Raw genomic sequence first — 21,912 nt, forward strand, 5'->3', positions numbered from 1 at the left:
AAGAATCACAAAAAGGCAGCCGCTTTCTTCACGTGGCTGCCTTTTTGTGATTAGAAGCTTCGTCTAGAGTGGCTTGCTGATCACGGGCTTGAGCGCGGGATAGAGGGCGCGATAGGTCTCATAGGCCTGCCTGTAGGCTGGGGCCAGGGCTGCGTTAGGCGCGGTGCGCTCTACGATGCGCACGGTCCGCGCACAGGCCTCAGGAACAGAGGCGTAGACACCCCCGGCAACGCCAGCCAACAGGGCAGCACCAAACGCGGGTCCCTCGCTTGCGTTGGTCGTGACTAATTCCGTCTCGAGAATATCAGCGATAATCTGACGCCAGAGCGGACTCTTCGCACCACCACCGGTCGCGCGCACCTGTTCCAGGGGAAGACCCTGCTCACGGATGATCGTCATGCAATCCTTCAGGCTAAAGGCGACGCCCTCCAGTACTGAGCGCACGAGATGGCGACGATCATGGCTGGCGGTCAGGCCAATCCAGCCACCACGCGCATAGGCATCCAGATGCGGCGTACGCTCACCTTGCAGATAGGGAAGGAAGATCAGGCCCTCACTTCCAGCGGGAACAGATTCAGCTTCACGTGCCAGTGTCTCATAGGCATCTACGCCCGTCCAGCGCTCCAGCGCACGCTCGGGCAGACCGATGTTGTCACGCACCCAGCGCAGCGAGAGGCCCGCGCCCTGCGTGACCCCCATAAGGTACCACGCGCCGGGAACGGCATGGTTAAAGGTATGCACACGGGGCACTGGACCCGAGATATCTACCCGGGGCGAGGTCGCGTGAGCCAGGACGATGCCACTGGTTCCAACTGAGAGCAGGGCCAGGCCGGGTTCCACAATACCATTGCCGACTGCACCACAGGCGTTATCCGCGCCACCACCCGCCACGGGTATTCCCGCTGGCAGGCCCGTCAGAGCTTGCACCTCGTCGGTGATGGAGCCACTGGCGGCATCAGCCGGGACAACAGGCGGCAGGAGAGAGGGATCAAGCTCGATGGCGCTCAACACCTCTCGCGACCATGTGCCCTGTTTGACATCCAGCAGACATGTCCCGGCGGCATCCGAGATCTCCATTGCCAGCACGCCTGTCAGGCGGTAGCGGATATAATCCTTGGGCAGCAGCAGTGTACGCGCACGAGCGAAAATTTCTGGCTCGTTGTCGCGTACCCAGAGGAGTTTGGGGGCGGTAAAGCCTGTGAGCGCGGGATTGCTGACATAAGAGATCAACTGGGCAGCGCCCACACGCTCGGTCATCCAGCGACACTGAGCATCACTGCGCTGATCCGCCCAGATGATGCAGGGGCGCAATACCTGCTGCTGCTCATCTAGCAGGACGACTCCATGCATCTGGCCCGAGAGGCCAACACCACGAATATCGGATGGGCGAACCCCAAGGCTACTCGCACGCTCCAAACATCCTTGAATGGCTGTGAGCGTCGCCTGCCACCACTCAGAGGGCTGCTGTTCGGCCCAGCCGGGCTGAGGATGATAGAGAGGGTAATCGATGAAGGCGTCGGTCAGAACGCGGCCATCTTCAGCCGCGAACAGAGCGGCTTTCACGCCTGTAGTTCCAAGATCAATACCAAGCAGGGCTTGCATTTAGGCTCCTTTGCTGACAAAAATATGTATCCCTATTTTACCACTGTTTCCCTTCTCAGAAGAACCTTCGTGCCTGCGGCGCTCAGGGAAAAAAGAGTGAGTGCGTGGGAAACGGGCTTTGCCCGTTTCCCACGCACTCACTCTCACCCTATTTGTTGTGCGCTCACTCTCACCACATTTGTTACACACTCACTCTTTGGTTAAAGGTTCGCCAGGCGAGTCAGATGAGAACGCGTTAGGAGACCGTAAACGTGACGACCTGGGCGAGCTGGCGATCGCTACAATCGGCCTGACGGCACCAGTAGAGTTCAGCCGCGCCCTGGGTAGCTACCAAGTATTGAATACCTACATACGCTCCAGGAGCATCCCGGTCTATCGGAAGGATGGTATTCTTCCCAAATTGGTTATCTACATAGAAACGACCTTCGACATAACCTTTGTCGCCATTGTTAAAGTTCAAACCAGATGAAGCCAGATTAAGATTGAAGGTCACATAGACATACGAACCAGCCTTAAATGACTTGGTAGGATTCGTTGGTTTGGCGCTATTACTATCGACCGCGCTCGAGGTCGCTGGATCAGTGATAATCTGTTGAGCAAGCGGTGAGAACGGTCGCCCCGATGGCGATTGAGAATTATCACCCGTGCTGGTTGTTGGCGTGGCACCATCGGTAGTAGGTGTCGCGTTGTCAGTAGGAGTCGTGTCCTTTGAGATCGCGGTCGCCGTGGCTTTCACATCGCTAACGCCTTTATTGGCGGCCAAACCAATCAGAACAGCGCTACCAATACAGGCGAACAGGACGATGGCTCCAATAATACCGAGAATTAGGCCAAGGTTGCTCTTCTTTTTAGGCGGTTGTGGGGGCATCCCATAGCCACCGGGCTGTGGGTAAGCGCCGGGCTGTGGATAAGCACCAGGCTGCGGACCAGCTGGATAAGGCGTTGGTGGCGGTGGGGCACTATTAGCATAGGGATTGTAATTAGCTCCCGATACATTGGGAGTCGCGGGCACCTGGTTATATTGAGCACCCGAAATTCCAGGCTGTGACGCCGCCCCTGGATTGTAATAAGGTGGTGGTGGGGCCACGTTATTGGGATTTGAGTTCCCCTGGTTATAATACGACCCAGAAGGACCACCAGGACCCTGTGCAGGTGGCTGAGCAAAGACAGTTGGCGCGACCTGGGGATTCGCGGTCTCTTGCGGATATGATGGCTGCGCCTGTACCGTTGGCGCAACGTTTCCAGACACATTGTAGGGAACCGGCGTACCGCAAGAAGGGCACACTGCAGCTCCGGCCGGCAAGATAGCTCTACAATTTCCACAGTACATATAAGTAAACTCCTTCCATGAAGTCCTCGAAGTCCTCCAACAAACCGTCCACCATTCCACTGTGTCAAAGCAGAGAGGCGGGCGCGGTAGCTAGCAATCAACTGTAGCAACTATAACGCAAAGCAGGGGAATATGCTAGAGGCTATTTCACATTTTGTGAATGAACCAGGTCACAGCTTTTCCTCCTACCAACAACTCCTAAGAAACTGGTTTGGTCCACGTGGTTATGCTATAGTCAGAGCAATAGAATAACTGGTGATGGGGTTCACCACGTCATATAATGCCTCTTCAAGAGAAACGTTCACTGACCGATTTTTTATCTTAAGAAGAATTGGCTATACCTGACGAAACCGCAAAGAAGCTAATAACTCCTGATAACGCATACCAGTTGAGTATGCGTTATCAGGAGTCTTTTTTGTGCTTTCTGGGGGCTTAATACTGGACTTCTCGCACCTACGGCGCTCGCCTGGTTAGTAGTGTGATGTGGGTTGGCAGCCTGCGGCTGCCAACCCACATCACACTACTAACCAGGCAGCTGGTGAGTGTATGCCCAAAGAGTTGATGAGCGTATCAAAAAATATATTAGAAAGATAGGAATGCATTATGACATGGACCGCGCTGGCCCTGCTCGGGGGCATCAGCCTGGCTGGTGCTCTGGGCGCAGTTACGCGTTATTTGCTTGGTAATCTGGTAACCACATGGCTCCCCACGCGTTTTCCCCTAGGGACGTTCTGTATTAATCTGAGTGGAGCTTTTTTGATCAGTTTTATTTTCGCGCTCGTAAGTCACAAAGCGCTTTCGACGTCACTGCAAGCCATGCTCGCCACCGGTTTTTTGGGTGGCTATACGACCTTTAGTACACTCAACTGGGAGACGCTTCTGCTACTACGCCGCGGCGAGAGCATCCGCGCACTCTGCTACCTGGGAGGTACCTATCTTCTAGGCCTCGGGATGGCGGCCCTTGGATTAGGGATAGGGGGCTGGCTGGCATGAAAAACCGTGTGACTTTGCGTCAGCTTGTAGCCGTACTCACAGGTGGCTTCCTGGGGACCATGACACGCTATCTTTTCAGCCTGGCGATCCAGCAGGCGCTGGGAAAAGGCTGGCCCTATGATATTCTCCTGATAAATATTACTGGCGCCCTGCTGATCGCCTTGATTAGCACCCTGGCCGAGACCACCATGCTGATTGGCCCCACACGACGCCTCTTCCTCGTTACGGGCTTCCTGGGGGCGTATACCACCTTTAGCAGCCTAGCACTGGGCACACTCAATCTCCTCAATGGAGGCGCGACACTGCCCGCGTTTCTCTATCTACTGGCCAGCCTACTTGGTGGGCTTTTCGCCATTGTGCTAGGCGTACGCCTGGGGCAAGGAGGAGTCTACTGGCTCAAAAAGCGCCAACGCATGCGTAGCCTGGGGCTTTATAACACCACCCACTCGGACGAGCAGGTGCTTGAAGAAGAGCATCGGGTATAGGCGTCCTGCTTGTAGGGTCCATGCTGGCATGGACTCCGAGGCCCGCAGGCCGACACCCAGATGGCGGGAGGTCGCTGCGCTCGGAGTCCATGCCAGCATGGACCCTACTTGATTTAGGTGGCATGCCCGGTATAGCCTGCGCGCTGTCCGTGATCGGGCGCGACACGTTGGACAGTCAGGCGCGCAGGCACGGTTTGCGAGCTGATTATAAAGGCCACCACGATCACGCCATTTCCATATGAGACGTTGGCCCGCTCCGCGTCAACGGGCACGGGAAGCTGTATCTCGCGATGATAGGCACCTACGCTCCACTCATCGACGACCAGTTCTTTGACGTCCTTGAGCAAACCACGAATCTCACCCTGCAATATCAAGTGATTATCCTCCGTGACCTCGATGCCAAGATCCTCCGGCTGTAAGCCAGGCATAGGCGCGGCTACCATTAAGCGATCATGTGTGCGATAGACTTTGACCGGAATATGTTGGATTTTAGCTTTCTCGGACATCATCACGACTCCTTTTTAATAACTCAGACGACTCACAGGCACACCACAAGATCATACCTTACAAGCCGCACTGATGCGTGGCTACACCAGTGCCACGTCTTCCTATGGGATGAAGTTTCAACTCAACAGGTCATGAGCCTCAGCGTCTGCTGCGTAGACGCTGAGAACACCCCTTCTAAACAGGAATATATTCTCATAGGCGGCGTTTCCGCTTTCTCCAGGCTCAGCCAGAATATATACTTAGGCAGAGAACAAAAAACCACTAGATGGGGGAGCAGAATACGTGGGATTTGATTTCACCACCGAACAGGTTAAAGCCATAGCTCCCGACACGGCCTCGCTCGCCAACGCTAGAAAGCTCAGTAATCGCAAGCACTGGGCGAATCTTGGTCATAACGAGCTTGCCCTCTGGGGAGAATGCCAGGGGAGCGCGCTCTACCAGGTCAAGGTTGAACTCTCTACCCTCACAGCACAATGCAGTTGCCCCAGTCGGAAACAACCCTGTAAACATTGTCTGGGCCTACTACTGCTTGTAAGCACCATGGGTGAAGAGATCACAAGCGGCGATCCACCAGATTGGGTCACCGCCTGGCTAGAGAAGCGGGCCGCGTCGTTACAACGCAAAGAAAGCAAGCAAACTAAAGAACATACAGCCCCATCCGAGAAAACCGTTGCGCGACGGCAGAAACTGGTCGAGCAGGGTCTGGCGCGTCTCGATCTCTGGTTAAGCGACCTGGTACGCACCGGCCTGGCCAGCGCCGAGACACGCCCAGATGCCTACTGGAGCGATATGGCGAAGCAGATGGTCGATAACCAGCTTCCAGGCGTCGCGACGCGCATCCGGCACCTGGGCGAGAGCATTCATGCCTCGCCAGACTGGACCGAGAAATTGCTCGTACAATCCGGGCAATTGGCCCTGCTCAGCCAGGCATATCGCAATATCGATACACTTCAACCCAATCTTCAAGATGAGGTACGTACGCAACTGGGATGGGCGCTAACCGAAGACGAGGTGCTCGCGCGCGGCGAACACGTACGCGATACCTGGCTCTTCCTCGGCTCTACGCTTGAGGAGACCGATAAGGGCACAACACAGCGTAACTGGCTCTATGGCGAACAAAGCAAACGTACAGCCATGCTGATGCAGTTCGCGCCACGAGTGAATCCTTCTTTTGCTCGCGTGTATCCCTTTGGCATGCGCCGGGCGGCCGAGCTAGCGTACTGGCCAGGTGCCGCACCCTCGCGCGCGCTTATCGTCGAGCAACAGGGAGAACTTCGTCCCTTTGAGCGCACGCTGCCGGGAGAAGAGACGATAGATGCCTTTCTCAATCAAGTCGCTCTGACACTCGCGCGCCATCCCTGGCAGGACGCCTTCCTGTGTGTTCTTCGAGGGGTCGTACCTGTTCTCGATCAGCATCGCTGGCTACTGTGTGACAGCGCCGGGCAGGCCTTGCCCCTGGCGAAAGGAGAGCACTGGCGCCTGCTCGCACTTTCAGGAGGGCATGCTAGCCACTTCGCCGGAATCTGGAACGGCGAGGTGCTGACCCCGCTTGGTATCCTGGTTGAGGGCCGCTACTACAGTTTGTCGGAGGGGAGGTAGACATGGAACGTTTTATCACCGCCGCCATCGTTGGCACAGAGCAGAGCGGCGATACAGCACTCACCACCGGTACCAGAATTGATGAACTGAGTAGTCAACTCAGTGAGGGTGGAAAAGAACGCCAGCTCCTGCTGACAGCCGCTGCCTGGGGTGCCTATCAAAACGCGGGACACCTCGCTGAATCCGCGCCTGAATTGCCTTCTCCCGCGCAACCTGAGCCCCAGAACTGGCATCCACTTCAGCGACCGCAGATTCTTGAGACGCTCCTGGCTCATAAAGAAACTACACTCCTTCAGGAGGCGCTAGGCTATATGCAAGAGCGGCGCTGCCGGGTGCCATATGATCTCCTGCCAGCGTTTCTGGAGACCGTCACCAAGGGGAAAGAGCTACGAGAGCAAGTGCTCCCCCTGCTGGGTGAACGCGGGCGCTGGCTGAGCCAGTACAACCCAAAGTGGAACTGGGTGAACGAGTTGTCCACTGAGGCTAGCGCGATCGCCCCTGAACAGCTCGAAGCCACATGGCAAGAGGGAACACTCAAGCAGCGCGTAGAAGCCCTGCGCCAGCAGCGCCTCCTCGACCCGGCTAGTGCGCGACAATGGCTCCAGCAAGGGTGGAAGAAGGAGCGCGCCGATACCCGCGCGCCACTACTCGAAGCCCTGGCGCTCAAGCTCTCGCCTGAAGATGAAGATTTTCTGGAGAAGGCGCTCGATGATCGCAGCGAACAGGTGCGTATGGTCGCGGTACGGCTGCTTGCTATGCTCCCAGGCTCGGCCTTTATGCAACGCATGCATGCTCATGCCGATGCCTTGCTCCGCTATCAGAACGGAAAAATCTCCATTCGCAGACCTGATGCACTTGATAAAAGTTGGGTGCGTGATGGCCTGATCAATAAAGTAGAAAACGCCTCCGGTATTAACGATGCCTGCCAGCGCGCCCTGGAGCACCTACCTTTTGCCTATTGGGAGGAGCGCTTCTCGCTCTCACCAGATCAGCTACTAATGGCCATTGAGAATAAGACCTGGCAACATGTACTCTTTACGGTCCTTTGCAGGCAAGCAGCACGAGAGCGACACATAACCGGGATAAGCAGCCTTCTGACCTTCTGGCGCGAGGCTGAGCCAGACAAACGACGCGAGGAGCGAAGTGTAGAGGCCGCACGGCTTATTTCCTGTCTGCCCCAGCCACAAGCAGAAGATATCGCCAGGGAGATGTTTCAGCGGAACTTCGCATCCTACACCCTGGGTCTGCATATCCTGCCCTGCCCCTGGAGCCACGACATCGGCATGTTCTACCTGGACTGGGCTAGAGAAGCAGCCCACAACTTTCCCACAGAAGCGGGGGGAGGGAGCGAGCGCTTACGCCCTTCTCTGGCTCGGGCGGCCCTGGCTCTTCCTCCCTCTTGCTTTCAACTGGCCTTGCAGGATTGGGACTTACCCGAGCTACCCGAAAAATATGAATACAGCACCTACTACGAACATCAGCAAACAAAAAATAGCATAAATCAATTTCTGGAAATACTGCATCTGCGCAAAACGATAGTAGAGGAGATTGGCTAATTATGACGAGCACGCAAAATACTGCACAAAATGGACATATCACAGGCGCCGAGGTCAATAGCGTTTTACGCCAGCACGCCGAGCAGCAATACGCGGAGGAACTGGCTGAACTGGTTAAAGTGGATACGCGCCAGCGGCCACCTAACTGGCAGCTCTCTCCCTGGGCTGTGCGCACCTACCTCATGGGCGGCAAGCTCGACAATGGCTTTGAGATCTCGCCAAAGTATATTGGCAACCCCCGCCTGATGGAGATCGCCATCTCTACACTCGCCACTGACCGCGCCCTGTTGCTCTATGGTGTTCCTGGTACAGCAAAATGCGTCAAACACGATACGTTAGTACTTGATACCAGAACCGGTCAAAGAGTAACAATTGCAGAGGCTTGTCGCAAGCACGGCATTGAACTGGCATCATTACAATCGAACTATCGTTTACATCAACAAGAGCCAACAGATTACATTAATAGTGGTATCAAAGCTTGCTACAGAGTTACGACCAAACTGGGGCGCGAAATAGAAGTTACAATAAATCACCCATTTCTTACTATTGATGGATGGCAGCCATTAGAGAATTTGCACATCGGAGACAGTATCGCAATGCCACGCATTATGCCGTTCTTTGGTAATGCAATGCTTAGCGATGCTCACGTCAAGATTCTTGCTCACCTAATCGCTGAGGGTTGTCTTTCTCAGGATGTTCCATACTATACAAATGTACATCCTGATATGCAACACGATTTTAGCGAAGCAGTACAAGAAGCGTTTCCAGAACTTCAAGCTCACTGGTATCCGGATGGCAGAATGTGCAGTGTTTCTGGCGGCCGGCGTGGAAATAAATTCCGCAATCCTTGCACGGACTGGTTAAAAGATATAGGCCTAATGGGGACAAAATCCGACAACAAATTTGTACCAAATATTGTCTTCTCGTTGCCTAAACCCCAGATCGCTCTTTTCCTCAATCGGCTTTTTAGCGGAGATGGCTTTCTTCATTTACGTACAACCAAAAAACAGGTTACGATTGATTACGCAAGTAAGTCAAAACAACTTATAAAAGATGTACAGCATCTTCTTCTTCGCTTCGGAATTAATGCGCGTTTCCGCCAATTGAACACAGGTCACTACAGATTATTCATTCATGGTACAGGTCCTTGCCGCACTTTTTTAGAAGAAATAGGACTTTTAGGACGCAAGTATGTCGAAGAAGCACGCGAATACCTTTCTAACCCAGATATAAAAGCGAATCCAAATGTTGACACTATTCCATATCAAGTGTGGGATCGTCTCGAAAGTACTGCCATCACGATAGGATCAAGTATAACAACGCTAGTAAAATCTGATCGTTTGACGGCCACCTATAAAATGTCGAGAGCATCGATACTTCGTGGCCAGAATATATCAAGGGAACGCCTATCCCGCTTAGCATTGCTAGTTGGCGATACTGAATTGCAAAATTTAGCTCAAAGCGACATCTATTGGGATACAATTACATCTATTGAGCCAGTTGGAGAACATGAAGTATATGATTTAAGCATGGCCAAAACCCATAACTTTGTTGCCAATGACTTTATCATTCATAATAGCTGGGTTAGCGAGCATCTAAGCGCCGCCATCATGGGCGACTCGGCTCTCCTGATTCAAGGCACGGCTGGCACGGATGAGAACGCCATTCGCTATGGTTGGAACTACGCGCGCCTGCTGGTCGAAGGCCCCTCGCCCGCGGCCCTGGTCGTCAGCCCCATGATGCAGGCCATGCAAGATGGCAAGCTCGCACGTATTGAAGAGCTCACACGCATCCCTAGCGAGGTCCAGGATGCCCTGATTACCATCCTCTCGGAGAAGACGCTGCCCGTGCCAGAGCTGAATACCGAGGTCCAGGCGCACAAAGGCTTTAACGTCATCGCGACCGCTAATAATCGCGACAAGGGCGTCAACGAGCTCTCCAGCGCACTCATGCGCCGCTTCAATACCGTGATCCTCCCCGTGCCAGATAGCATGGACGACGAGATCAATATCGTGGAACGGCGCGTCGCCAGCCTGGGTCGCGCCCTGGAGCTGCCAGCCGAGAAGCCCGCGCTGGAGGAGATTCGCCGCGTCGTCACCATCTTCCGCGAGCTGCGCAATGGCGTCACAGAAGACGGGCAGACCAAGCTGAAGTCACCGGGCGGCACACTCTCAACCGCGGAGGCAATCTCCGTCATCAACAACGGACTCGCCATGGCAGGCTATTTCGGCGATGGCGAGCTAAAAGCCGCCGACCTGGCCGCGGGCCTGACGGGCGCCATTGTCAAAGACCCGGTACAGGATCGCGTCGTCTGGCTCGAATACCTGCAAACGGTCGCCAAAGAGCGTGAGGGTTGGAAGGATCTCTATCGTGCCTGTCGCGAGGTGCTATGAGCATTTCAGTCTTTGGGATACGCCACCATGGGCCAGGCTGCGCACGCAGCCTGCGCCAGGCGCTCACAGAGTACCAGCCAGATATCGTCCTGGTCGAAGGGCCACCCGACGCCCAGCAAGTACTTCCGCTATGTATGCACCAGGAGATGCGGCCTCCCGTCGCAATCCTCATCTACGCACCCGAGCATCCAAAGCGCGCCGTCTTCTATCCCTTTACCACCTTCTCGCCAGAATGGCAGGCACTGCGTTATAGCTTTGAACAGGGGATAGAAACGCGCTTTATGGACCTGCCCCAGGCCATGCAGATGGCGCTGCGCCTCGAACACGAGGAACAGGCTGAACAAACGGAGCAGCAGGAACCGCAAGCGCTTGATCATCCTGGAGCTGAGGCAGAGCCTGGTCAGGAGACACGCAATGCGACCCTCGCACCTGCGCCTCAAACGGAGGAGCGTGAAGACCCACTCGGGATGCTTGCCGAGGCCGCAGGCTATAGCGATCATGAAAGCTGGTGGGAGCAGCAGATTGAGCAGCGCGTCGATAGCCGCGACATTTTCGCAGCCATTCTTGAAGCCATGTCGGCCCTCAGAGAGGGACGAGAAACCAGGGAAGAGGACGCGCTTCGCGAGGCCTATATGCGTCAATGCATCCGCACGGCCCAGCGCGAGGGCTTTCAGCGCATCGCCGTCGTATGTGGGGCCTGGCATGCCCCCGTCCTGGTCGATCCCGGCGCACCTGGCGAGGATCAGAAACGCCTGAAGGGTCTAAAAAAACTGAAGATTGAGGCCACCTGGATTCCCTGGACCAATTCACGCCTCTCCTATCGCAGCGGCTATGGAGCTGGCATCACCTCTCCTGGCTGGTACGAGCATCTCTGGAAGACACCAGACCAGGCCGTGGTGCGCTGGGTGACGCGCGCCGCACGCTTGCTACGCAAGGAAGACCTGGATGCCTCCTCGGCTAGCGTCATTGAGGCGGTACGCCTGAGCGAGACCCTGGCGGCCCTGCGCGAGCTTCCCATGCCTGGCCTCACCGAACTGCACGAGGCCATCCAGACAGTTCTCTGTCATGGCAATACTGAACCCATGCAGTTGATTCGCGAAAAGCTCGAAATTGGCGAGCGCCTGGGGCACGTCCCGGAGGAGACACCAGCCATCCCGCTCCAGCGCGACCTGGAGCAGCAACAGCGCCAGTTGCGCATGGCGCCCTCGCCCGAGAGCACACGCCTGGAGCTGGACCTACGCAAAGAGAGCGCTCTGGCGCGCAGCCAGTTGCTACACCGCCTCGCCCTGCTCAAAATTCCCTGGGGCAAAACTCTGCATACCGGCAACCAGAAGCAGGGAACCTTCTGGGAATACTGGCAGGTACAATGGCAGGTCGATTTTGTGGTAACGCTCATTGAAGCCAGTGCCTGGGGGAACACCGTCTTCGAGGCCGCAAGCGCCGTCGTCGCGCACCAGGCCGAAGATCTTCAAGAGCTACCGCAACTCACCAGCCTGCTCGACCAGGCCATGCTGGCAGCCTTGCCCCAGGCGATTGCGCACCTGCTTACAGTCATCCAGCAGCGCGCGGCGGTATCGGCAGATATACGCCATTTGATGGATGCCATGCCGCCCCTGGCGCGCATCGCACGCTACGGCAATGTTCGCGGCGCCCAGGCCGAGTTGGTCCAGCCCATTCTCACACGTCTCTTCGAGCGCGTGCTGGTTGGTCTACCCAGTGCCTGCTCCTCGCTTGACGATGACGCCGCCCGGGGCATGCTCACAAGCATCAACCATGTTCAGGAGGCCCTCAGCCTGCTCAACCAGGAAGAGGAGCGTCAAGACTGGCAGAAGCTCCTGCGCCGCTTGATGGAACAGGAGGATCTGCATGGCCTGCTGCGAGGGCGAAGCTGTCGCTTACTGCTAGAGCAGCACGTCATCGATGGAGCTGAGCTACAACGCCAGACACGCCTGGCCCTCACGCCCGCGTTACCAGCGGCTCAAGCCGCGCGCTGGATCGAGGGCGTCCTCATGGGCAGCGGGCTTATTGTCCTCCACCAGGAGGAGCTGTGGAGCGCCCTGGATAGCTGGCTCAGCGATCTCTCGGGCGAGACCTTCGAGGCTCTCCTGCCAATCCTACGCCGCGCCTTCAGCGAGTTTGAGCCACCTGAGCGCCGTGCCATGGGCGAAAAGGTCAAATATCTGCGCACAATGCCGGGCCAGAACGGCGCGGTACCAGGTATGACGACATCACCTACTGGCGTGGGCTTCGACCAGCAACGAGCAGAGGGCGTTCTGCCCGTGCTGGCACAACTGATGGGGGTAAGATTCAATGACCATAACTGAGCAGGAGCGCCTGCGTCGCTGGCGCCTCGTTTTAGGCAAGCAGGCTGAGAAAGGGATGGCGGGTACTGGTGCAGGCGCGCCAGGAGATGGACAGGGCATGTTGAGTGGCCGCGACCTGGGCATGGATAAAACGCTCGAAGCCCTCTACGACGCCCAGCGTTCGGGCGGGCTGGGGGGGTCCGCGCCCAACGTAGCCCGCTGGCTGGGTGATATTCGTACCTACTTCCCCTCCTCGACCGTACGCGTGATGCAGCAGGACGCACTTCAACGCCTCAACCTTACACGCATGCTGCTCGAACCAGAGATGCTTGAGCAGGTCGAGCCGGATGTCCATCTCGTAGCCTCCCTGCTCTCGTTGAGTCGCGTCATTCCCGAGAAGACCAAGGATACGGCACGACAGGTGGTACGCAAGGTCGTCGAAGAACTGGAGCGTAAACTCGCCAATCCTTTGCAACAGGCGGTACGGGGTAGCCTCAATCGCTCCACCTATACCCGACGACCACGTGCCAATGAGATCAATTGGCATCGCACCATTCGCGCCAACCTGAAAAATTACCTGCCGGAGAAGAAGACCATCATCGCCGAACAGTTGATCGGGCATGGGCATAAGCGCTCTTCCCTGCGCGATATCGTCCTCTGCGTAGATCAGAGCGGCTCTATGGCAACCTCCGTCGTTTACTCAGGCATCTTTGGCGCTGTCCTGGCAACCATTCGCGCGGTCAGCACACGCATGGTCGTCTTCGACACCGCCGTTGTCGATCTCAGCGAAGACCTGCAAGACCCGGTCGACCTGCTCTTTGGCACACAACTGGGCGGCGGCACCGATATCAATCGCGCCCTGGCCTATTGCCAGCAAATCATCAGTCGTCCCAGCCAGACCATCCTCGTCCTGATTACCGATCTCTATGAGGGCGGAAACCAGCGCGAGATGCTCCGCCGCGCCGCAGAACTGGTTGCCAGCGGAGTCCAGGTCATCTGCCTGCTGGCCCTCAGTGACGATGGCGCCCCAGGCTACGATAAAACGAATGCCACACACCTGGCGGGTATGGGTATTCCCTCGTTCGCCTGTACACCTGACCTCTTCCCGGATCTCATGGCCGCCGCCATTCAGCAGCAAGATCTCAACATGTGGGCCGCGCGCAACGACATCGTCGCCACGCGCACCCGCTGAGTAATAGAAGTTATAGCCCCTGGAGTGCTGGCCGCGCAGATGCGCGGCCAGCACTCCAGGGGCTATAACCTGTAAAAACTTCTCCCAAAGGAGTTGCGCTTGTAGACATAAGCAACATCTACCGCTACTGATGCTCCCCGGCATGAAAAGCGCGGAGGTTCTGGCTTGGCTTCCACTCTCACCATCCTTCGATGGAGCCTCGTGGAAGATCCACCAGACGTGCGTGCCGATGGACTCTGGCCCTCATCCACATGTGGGCTTCGGAGGCAAACGCCTCTTCTTTCGTCCATCTAAAAATTGCGCCATGCGGGGACCCCTGGCTTTAGCCATGGGGAGGAGCATGGCGCACTCCTTTCTGTGTATACTCATAGCCATCGGATCGTTGCACACAACGCATATATTTGGGGTGAATATCGACCTTCTCCAGTCGGAATGAAGGCCGATGACGAATGGCTATCCGTCCTTCAAATGTTCCTTTGGGCGTGATGGCTTTGACCAGATCACCCGTTTGATACCCAAGAAATGTCTTTTTGCGCTCTTTGTGCTGCTTCGGGAATCCATACTTGTCAGGCACACACATTTGCCTCCTCCCATGCCCTGTCGCTTTGATGCGCAGTGGGATGACTCCCTTCTGCAAAAGCACATCAGGCGTGCTCTTGCCTACGCAAGCTGCATCGAGCCAGTGGGTTTTGGGGAGTCCTCGCGTGGCACGATTAAACTTCGTCAATCCACCGCTCCCACACTCGACAGGCAAGCCGATCGCTTTCAGCCGTTCGAGCAAAGCACATCGTGTGCTATTGACAGCGCTGGCATCCTTGAGTGGCTTTTTGACCTGAGCGAGAAGACGCTTGAGCACGTCAGGTTTCTTTTTCAAGAAGACTTCGATCTCCTGAGTGCCTTTGGCAGTATTGCATGCTTCGCACGCCAAGGTAAGATTGCTCATCCTGTTCGTACCACTACGGGCACGTGGATGGATATGCTCTACCTGAAGCGGGACATCTTGTTTGCCACAATAGGCACACGTGCGTTCCCATTTTTCCAGCAAGTATTCCCTGACCTCATAGCCTTGCAAGGTTCCTTGTTGATATTGCACGCCTGCAATGTCGGGATTCTCCATCAATTGCATATCAAACTTCACAAGCTCCTGACTGAGAGTGGCAATGGGAGCATATCGACACAGGCGAGCTACCCACGTCAGAATGTTGGCAAGGCGACTTTCTAACGATGGTGGCAACCATCCCTTCTTCCTCCGTCGATTGTCAAATCGCGGCTTGCGGTAGCGTGTTTTACGCTGCCTACGCCCCTGGCGACTTGCACGACGACTATCAAGACTGTCTTTAATTGCATGCCCTCGATGTGAGAGTTCAGCCGCGAACACAATGTGACCGTTGGTGTCGTTCACCAGGGCAATTCCCGTCGTTTTACTGCCTGGATCGAGCTTGAGGTGCAAGGGTTGTATCTCTGGCTGTTCTACCACCCGTTTGAGCACAATGGTAAACGGATACCGTCTAAACACGGCTGCTTTCCCTTGCCTGAGCAAGCGCCTCGCGTGTCCTGGATGCACCGGATTTAAAGGTTTATAGTCACTATCAATCACAAAAACATTGCTCAAGTTGAGCCTCCTGTTTCCAGGGTAATGTTTGCCTCGACAATGATAGAGAGCGGTACTTTTCCCTGAGCACTGCATAGACCCCGCTTTGCTGTTTAACCCAGAGATTCTAGAGCTACCGGCTGGCACGCACCTGTAGGTAGGAACTTGAACACTTCTCCTCTATCGTAGTCTGATAACCTCCTGCCTCGCGCAGAAGGCCCATGGCTAAGTCTGGACAGGTCCGAGCTTGCTTTCACAAGCCCCTGCCTTTAGGCAGGGGGTACCTGACTATCGCGTTCCCATATGGGGAATGTTCTCTCGTCCGACTCACGCCCGCATCCGGACGCTGGTGGGAATGACAGCCACCGACGAGAGCGCCATGCCTTCTGGCAAGTTGGAACGAGTGTGCCAGAGAAAGGGATCACTGTCAAGCAGATGATGCCTAAATGCCTAAATACCTGCTTGACTTCTTTGGTGGGATTCTGTATGATAGGTCTATACCATAATAAAACCTCTCTCAAAGGAGACGCACTTGTAGACATGAGCAACATCTACCACCAGTAACCCCACGTACGCTTTTAGAATATGCTTAATAGCATTCACATATCTACTCGCGCTCGTTGCTGGTTACTTCTGGCCTGATGCCGTGCTCATGGTACATCGCAAGGTGCTCCACCACTTCCCAGATCCGCATCCCATTGATGCAACACACGCGATAACGTCACCTCCCTGGAAGCCGCCAACGATGTGAACCGCAACCAGCTAATAGCTTTGTACCCTTGAGCGCGACCAGGCACCTCGCATACAACTTCAATACTCACATTCGTCTGGAAACGACCGCTACCAGAATTACGAGGTGCATCTTTATGTTATTAACTATACGCAATCTAACTAAAACCTATGGCGCGATTACCGTGCTCAGCGAAATCTCATGCGTAGTCAATGCTGGAGACCGGGTGGGCATCGTTGGTGCCAATGGCGCAGGCAAATCGACACTCTTACGTATCCTCACCGGGAGCGAAGAGGCCGACGAGGGCAGCTTTGCCTATGCTCCCTCCGTTGAAGTGGGCTATCTGCCCCAGACCACGCCCCCCTTCTATGGACGTAGCATACAGGATTTAATTCTTGAGGCCGTAGGAAATCTGCGCCAGCTCGAGGCACGTATGCACGAGCTTGAAGAGGTTATGAGCACGGCCATCCAGGAGCAACTCACCTCGCTCCTGGAAGAATATGCCCTTGTCTCAACGCGCTTTCAAGATAGCGGTGGCTACGAAATTGACTATAAGATAGAGAGCATCCTGGAGGGCCTGCGTCTGAGCTACCTGCCACGCACCCAGGAGGTCGAGACGCTCTCCGGAGGGGAGAAGGCTCGTGTCGGCCTGGCGACCTTGTTGCTACGTTCTCCAGATATCATCTTGTTAGATGAACCGACTAACCATCTCGACTTCGCCAGCATGGAGTGGCTGGAGAACTACCTCTCCAGCTATCACGGGGCCGCGCTCATCGTCTCGCATGATCGCCAGTTTCTCAATCGCGCCGTCAATGCCATCTTTGAGATCGATGACAATTCTCATCACCTCAAAGCTTATACCGGCAATTATGACGCCTATGTCGCGGCACGCGAGGTGGAGCGCAAGCAATGGGAGGAGGATTACCTGCGCCAGCAAGAAGAGATCAAAGAGCTGCGCAAACGCATCAAGGAGAAAGGAAGACATATTGGGCATAGCAATCGTGCGCCACGCGATAACGACAAGTTCGCGAAGCACTTCTTTGGACAGCGCGTTGACAGCGCCGTGGCACGCGACATTCATGAAACGGAAGAGCGCCTGAAGCGCATTGAGGCGGATCCGATTCCCAAGCCACCCGAACTACTCAGCGTCACCTCCTACTTCCGCACAGAGTCCATTCAGTCGCAAATCGTGGTACAGATGAGTGATGTGCGCAAAGGCTTTGGCGAACGCCAGGTCTTTGAGCATGTTCATCTCAACCTGGCCCCTCAGTCGCGCATCATGCTGACTGGCCCCAATGGAGCGGGAAAAACGACGCTGCTCAGGTTGCTACTTGGAGAGGAGCAGCCTGATGGTGGCACGATCTCCCTTGCACCTGGCGCACGTGTAGGCTATCTCCCCCAGGACCCGGCGCTTCCCGACCTGGAGAAGACGGTCATCGAGACCTATCGCTATGGGCAGATAGGTTACGAGGGGGAGTTTATGGGTCGCTTGATCGGGTATGGACTCTTCCGCCTGGAGGATATGCAGAAAAGGGTCAGGCAATTAAGTATCGGGCAGAGACGTAAATTGGAGATTGCCAGCTTGATGGCCAGGAACCCTAATGTGCTCCTACTCGACGAGCCAACCAACTACATCAGTCTCGATGTACTGGAAGCCTTTGAACAAGCAGTCCTGCATTTTCCGGGTCCGGTCATCGCTATCTCGCATGACCGCTGGTTTATCCAGCGATTCGGTGGCGAAGTCTGGGAGCTGCAAGAGGGCCAGTTGGTCAAGAAAGAGGACCATGAAATAGTTACCTCGGCTTAAAATGGCAGAGCGCTGTCGCTATGGATGGGGCTGAGAGGGTAACGATGCGTCATCGGCGGCGGCGCTGGCTTCAGTTGGCTGTACAGAAAGGTATGGCAGATGGACCGAGAATAGACTCCCGCTATCGGGAATACTCTCGACCGTAATCCGACCACCATGGCTCTCGACAATCTGATTGGAGATGTAGAGGCCTAGGCCCAGGCCAATACTAGAGCCACGCTGTACCTCCACGCCTGGAACGCGATAGAAGCGATCAAAGATATGGGGCAAGAGTTCAGGCGAGATACCAATCCCGGTATCGCGCACCGTGATCGCGCACTCGGTCTCATCATAGCTAAGCGCCATATAAATAGATGCACTCGAGTATTTACGCGCATTAGAAAGCAGGTTAATCACGACCTGGCCCAGGCGTTCCACATCCACATTGGCCTCAATCTGCTCAGATGGCAGATGGAGCTCTACGACAGGTTGGGGATTGGTACCGATAACATACTCATCTACCAGGCGCTGACACAACGCATTCAGGTTGCACGGCATGGTATGCAGCTCAAAGACACCCATCTCAATAAAGGAAATGTTGAGCAGGTCATTCACCAGCACCTCCATTCGCCGGATGGAGTTCTCCATGCTAATCAAGTTCGGGACATCATTTGAGCCAGTACGCTCCAGTTTACGACGCAGCAACTGCGTCATGCCCTTCAGGCTCGAGAGCGGGGTCTTTAGTTCATGCGAAGCCATGCTCAGGAATTCATCTTTGGCGGAGTTTGCAACCGTGAGTTCACGAGTGCGCTCCTCTACCGCCTGCTCAAGCGAGCGAGCATGCAATTCTAGCGCGCGTTGTTGTTCCTCCACCTGGTAACGAAGCTGATGTGTTTGAATCGCCCGTGCGAGCGCGGCGACAAAATAATCACGATCAATTGGCTTCTGAATAAAATCGTAGGCTCCGCCGCGCAAGGCCTGAATCGCCAGGTTATGATCACCATGGCCCGTAATCAAGAGGACCGGCGTATTGGGAGAGACTTGCTGCACCTTTCCCAGCAGGGCCAGGCCATCCATACCCGGCATCTTAATATCACTCACAATCGCGTCATATTCGCATGAGCAGATTCGCTCAATCGCATCGAGGGCCGAGTCACAGGTATCGACTGTGACATCCTTCATACGCAGGTAGATTGCCTGGGGCAAGGCCTGCAGCAGGGCAGTGTCATCATCGACTAAAAGAATGCAAGATTGCTTCAAGGAACTACACCTCTTCAGGATTGTCATCAGGCTTAAGTGGAAGCTGGATCAGAAAACGTGCCCCCTCTCCGAGACGGCTCTGTACGGTAATCGCTCCGTTATGTTCTTTTATAATACCATACGTGATCGACAAACCTAAACCCGTTCCAGCGCCAACTTCCTTGGTGGTAAAGAAAGGATCAAAGATACGCTGCTCCAGTTCAATGGGAATACCAGGACCTGTATCAGCCACGCTGATCTCGATCATCTCATCGCGCCTGATGCATTCAATAGAGATAATCTTCGTTGGAGCGCTGGTCAGGGCATCACGAGCATTTGTCAGGAGATTGATGAAGACCTGCTCCATCTGAATAGCATTCCCCATCACAAATATATCTTCCTCGGGGAATTGCATCTTTACCTCGATCAGGCGCAGACGTAGCTGCTCGCCCATAAGCGAGATGGAGCGCTGGATGACCTGAGTCACATTGATCGTCTCGCGACTTACAGAAGCGGCCCGGCCAAAGGTACGCAGGTGCGAGATAATCTCAGTGGCCTTACGCACCTGCTGCATCGCATTCGATAGCTCTTGCAAAATGCGTCCAGGCTCGGTATCGGCCATGCCCAGTTCGATGAGATCAATCGCATTGCCGACGAAGAGGCCAATATTATTCAAAGGGTTATTCAGTTCATGCGCGACCCCGGTCGTCAGCTCACCCAGCGTTGCCAGTTTTCCAGCCTGCACCAGTTGCTCTTGCTTCGCGCGTAGCTCCTGCTCACTATGCTGGACGGCTTCCGTCGTTACTTTCAAGTCGTTCATGATGTGAATCATGGCTTTGCGGCTATTCTCCAGGCGCAAGTTTGATTGATGCGAATCCTGAAGAATATGCAGGAGCGCCCGACGTGAGTTATCCAGTCGCTCGGTCTGCTTGACCATGCGGCGACGGTCCTGCTCATAGTCGGCAAGGATATGAATCATGGCCTTGCGTTGATCCACAAGCTTGCGATTGAGGGTGTTGACATCACTGAGAATATGCACAAAAGCACGGCGGCGCTCCTCGCTTCTCTGCACCCGCATCTCCAGCATCTGCTTTTCCTGAAGCACACACTCATGCTCTTTACGAAGTTGCGCGAGTTCGGCTCTGAGTTGTTCAACTTCAGCCTCTTGCTCTCGGTAACTTGCGGTTTTGTTGGTATAGTCCATAGCATGCCGCCGTGCTAGGTCCATCGTCCCCCCTGACTACGACTATCTCTGCTATCATGCTCGCGCTTGACGACCTGCCCCCGACGCAGATCCTCTACTTCGCGCTTCAAGTTCTCTATCTCTTTCTCCAGTGCGATCATCTTCAGTTCGCGACCAACGACCACTTCCTCAAACTTCTCCAGGTCCAGGATTTTCTCTTGCAGTTCGGCTTTAGACTCCTGTAAGTCAAACAAGACCTTTTCATAGGCACGCATATCGCGCAGGATACCAATTGCGCCGATAACATTCCCATCTGTATCACGCAGAGCAGAGGCATTTAGAGTCGTTGGGATGACTTCATTGGAGGCACTGCGGGGATTTAAGCGCGCATTACGCGTCACGCCGCGCTCAATGACTTCGCGTAAGGCGGCGGTAAATTCGCGCGTCTCCTCCGCACTTATAAAGCGTGAGAGCGACTGCTCCAGCACCTCATCCGGGCGGAAACCCAGTAGCTCATACACAGCATCGTTGGCCTTTTGAATCTTACCTTCCGGATCCGAGACAAAGATCGGGTCCGGAGCGTTCTTAATCAAGCTGTCAGAATAGGCCAGGGCCTTATCCAGTTCGCGCATATCACGCAGGATACCAATCGCGCCGATGACTTTCCCATCTGCATCGCGTAAGGCCGAGGCATTCAAGCTGGTCGGGATAACCTCGCCTGAGGCACTCAGGGGATTGAGGCGCGTGTTACGTATCACACCACGCTCAATAACTTCGCGCAATGCAGCGGTAAATTCACGCGTCTCCTCCGCACTTATAAAACGTGAGAGCGACTGCTCCAGCACCTCGTCGGTGCGGAACCCCAATAGCTCATATACCGCGTCATTAGCGGTTAAAATTTTGCCCTCCAGATCCGAGACAAAGACCGGGTCTGGCGCATTCTTGATCAGGTTGTCGGCATATACACGCGCCTGCTCCAGTTCGCGCATATCGCGCAGGATACCAATCGCACCGATGACTTTCCCATCTGCGTCGCGCAAGGCCGAGGCATTCAAGCTGGTCGAGATGATCTCGCCCGAGGCACTCAGAGGATTGAGGCGTACATTACGCGTGACACCACGCTCAATGACTTCGCGCAATGCAGCGGTGAACTCGCGCGTCTCCTCCTGGTTGATAAAACGCGAGAGCGACTGCTCCAAGACCTCATCGGTGCGAAAGCCTAATAGTTCGTAGATGGCGTCGTTCGCCAGCAGAATCTTGCCATCCAGATCCGCGACAAAGACCGGGTCTGGCGCATTTTTAATGATGATATCGGCATCCAATGAGCCGTGTGATTTGGTTCCGATGGTGTTGACATGACCATCAGCGGTAGTTTTAGGAACCACATTCTCTAACATAAAATAGCAACCTCCGGCCAGAGACT

General features: G+C 55.1%; 14 protein-coding genes and 3 pseudogenes. 10 read left to right on the forward strand and 7 right to left on the reverse strand.

All coding sequences use genetic code 11. The annotated features are described in order from the left end of the window. Positions 1-63: 63 nt before the first annotated feature. Together xylB and KRAC_RS74455 are read right to left on the reverse strand one after the other, a co-directional pair. On the reverse strand, positions 64-1,602 hold the full coding sequence (xylB, locus tag KRAC_RS07745; protein ID WP_007905827.1) for a xylulokinase: 1,539 nt from the start codon (positions 1,600-1,602) through the stop codon (positions 64-66). Positions 1,603-1,837: 235 nt separating this feature from the next. Continuing rightward, positions 1,838-2,905 (reverse strand): hypothetical protein, encoded by a 1,068-nt coding sequence (locus tag KRAC_RS74455; protein ID WP_211221254.1) that lies wholly within the window; start codon positions 2,903-2,905, stop codon positions 1,838-1,840. A 630-nt stretch (positions 2,906-3,535) separates the two neighbouring features. Here KRAC_RS74455 and crcB point away from each other — a divergent pair. Beyond that, positions 3,536-3,925, forward strand: coding sequence for a fluoride efflux transporter CrcB (crcB, locus tag KRAC_RS07755; protein ID WP_007905832.1), 390 nt, complete (start codon positions 3,536-3,538; stop codon positions 3,923-3,925). Next, a complete protein-coding gene (locus KRAC_RS07760; RefSeq protein WP_007905834.1) occupies positions 3,922-4,410 on the forward strand; it encodes a fluoride efflux transporter FluC in 489 nt (162 codons plus the stop codon). The genes crcB and KRAC_RS07760 overlap by 4 nt, the downstream gene beginning before the upstream one ends. 113 nt (positions 4,411-4,523) lie before the next feature. On the opposite strand, the gene KRAC_RS07765 is transcribed toward KRAC_RS07760, so the two are convergent. Then, on the reverse strand, positions 4,524-4,919 hold the full coding sequence (locus KRAC_RS07765) for an Hsp20/alpha crystallin family protein (protein ID WP_007905836.1): 396 nt from the start codon (positions 4,917-4,919) through the stop codon (positions 4,524-4,526). Between the two features lie 280 nt (positions 4,920-5,199). Between KRAC_RS07765 and KRAC_RS07770 the strand changes: the two genes are divergently transcribed. The 7 genes and pseudogenes from KRAC_RS07770 to KRAC_RS07790 all read left to right on the forward strand — a co-directional run bounded on the left by KRAC_RS07770 (position 5,200) and on the right by KRAC_RS07790 (position 13,960). After that, a complete protein-coding gene (locus KRAC_RS07770) occupies positions 5,200-6,516 on the forward strand; it encodes an SWIM zinc finger family protein (RefSeq protein ID WP_007905838.1) in 1,317 nt (438 codons plus the stop codon). A gap of 2 nt (positions 6,517-6,518) precedes the next feature. Next, a complete protein-coding gene (locus KRAC_RS07775; protein ID WP_007905840.1) occupies positions 6,519-8,072 on the forward strand; it encodes a DUF5691 domain-containing protein in 1,554 nt (517 codons plus the stop codon). A gap of 2 nt (positions 8,073-8,074) precedes the next feature. Continuing rightward, positions 8,075-8,389, forward strand: a pseudogene (locus KRAC_RS79340) (ATPase); the annotation flags it as partial. A 48-nt stretch (positions 8,390-8,437) separates the two neighbouring features. After that, positions 8,438-9,646, forward strand: a pseudogene (locus tag KRAC_RS79345) (LAGLIDADG family homing endonuclease); the annotation flags it as partial. A 3-nt stretch (positions 9,647-9,649) separates the two neighbouring features. Beyond that, positions 9,650-10,465 (forward strand): annotated as a pseudogene (locus tag KRAC_RS79350) (ATP-binding protein); the annotation flags it as partial. Then, positions 10,462-12,789, forward strand: coding sequence for a DUF5682 family protein (locus KRAC_RS07785; RefSeq protein WP_007905844.1), 2,328 nt, complete (start codon positions 10,462-10,464; stop codon positions 12,787-12,789). The pseudogene KRAC_RS79350 and the gene KRAC_RS07785, both read left to right, overlap by 4 nt. Beyond that, on the forward strand, positions 12,776-13,960 hold the full coding sequence (locus KRAC_RS07790; protein WP_007905846.1) for a VWA domain-containing protein: 1,185 nt from the start codon (positions 12,776-12,778) through the stop codon (positions 13,958-13,960). Before KRAC_RS07785 ends, KRAC_RS07790 begins: the two co-directional genes overlap by 14 nt. A 322-nt stretch (positions 13,961-14,282) precedes the next feature. Here the strand turns inward: KRAC_RS07790 and iscB are convergent, their stop codons facing one another. After that, positions 14,283-15,572, reverse strand: a complete 1,290-nt coding sequence (gene iscB / locus KRAC_RS07795; protein WP_007905848.1) for an RNA-guided endonuclease IscB — start codon at positions 15,570-15,572, stop codon at positions 14,283-14,285. 845 nt (positions 15,573-16,417) lie between these two features. Between iscB and abc-f the strand changes: the two genes are divergently transcribed. Continuing rightward, positions 16,418-18,088: a ribosomal protection-like ABC-F family protein gene (gene abc-f / locus KRAC_RS07800; protein WP_007905850.1), complete on the forward strand. Its 1,671-nt coding sequence runs from the start codon at positions 16,418-16,420 to the stop codon at positions 18,086-18,088. Positions 18,089-18,106: 18 nt separating this feature from the next. Here abc-f and KRAC_RS07805 read toward each other — a convergent pair whose 3' ends face one another. The 3 genes from KRAC_RS07805 to KRAC_RS07815 are packed head-to-tail and all read right to left on the reverse strand — an operon-like array spanning position 18,107 to position 21,886. Next, a complete protein-coding gene (locus KRAC_RS07805) occupies positions 18,107-19,327 on the reverse strand; it encodes a hybrid sensor histidine kinase/response regulator (RefSeq protein ID WP_007905853.1) in 1,221 nt (406 codons plus the stop codon). A 4-nt stretch (positions 19,328-19,331) separates the two neighbouring features. Next, complete coding sequence (locus KRAC_RS61055; RefSeq protein ID WP_007905854.1) at positions 19,332-20,534, reverse strand: ATP-binding protein; 1,203 nt, start codon at positions 20,532-20,534, stop codon at positions 19,332-19,334. Further along, positions 20,525-21,886: a PAS domain-containing protein gene (locus KRAC_RS07815; RefSeq protein ID WP_007905855.1), complete on the reverse strand. Its 1,362-nt coding sequence runs from the start codon at positions 21,884-21,886 to the stop codon at positions 20,525-20,527. The genes KRAC_RS61055 and KRAC_RS07815 overlap by 10 nt, the downstream gene beginning before the upstream one ends. Positions 21,887-21,912 lie beyond the last annotated feature (26 nt).

Origin of the sequence: Ktedonobacter racemifer DSM 44963 (assembly GCF_000178855.1) — a bacterium.
Lineage (GTDB): Bacteria > Chloroflexota > Ktedonobacteria > Ktedonobacterales > Ktedonobacteraceae > Ktedonobacter > Ktedonobacter racemifer.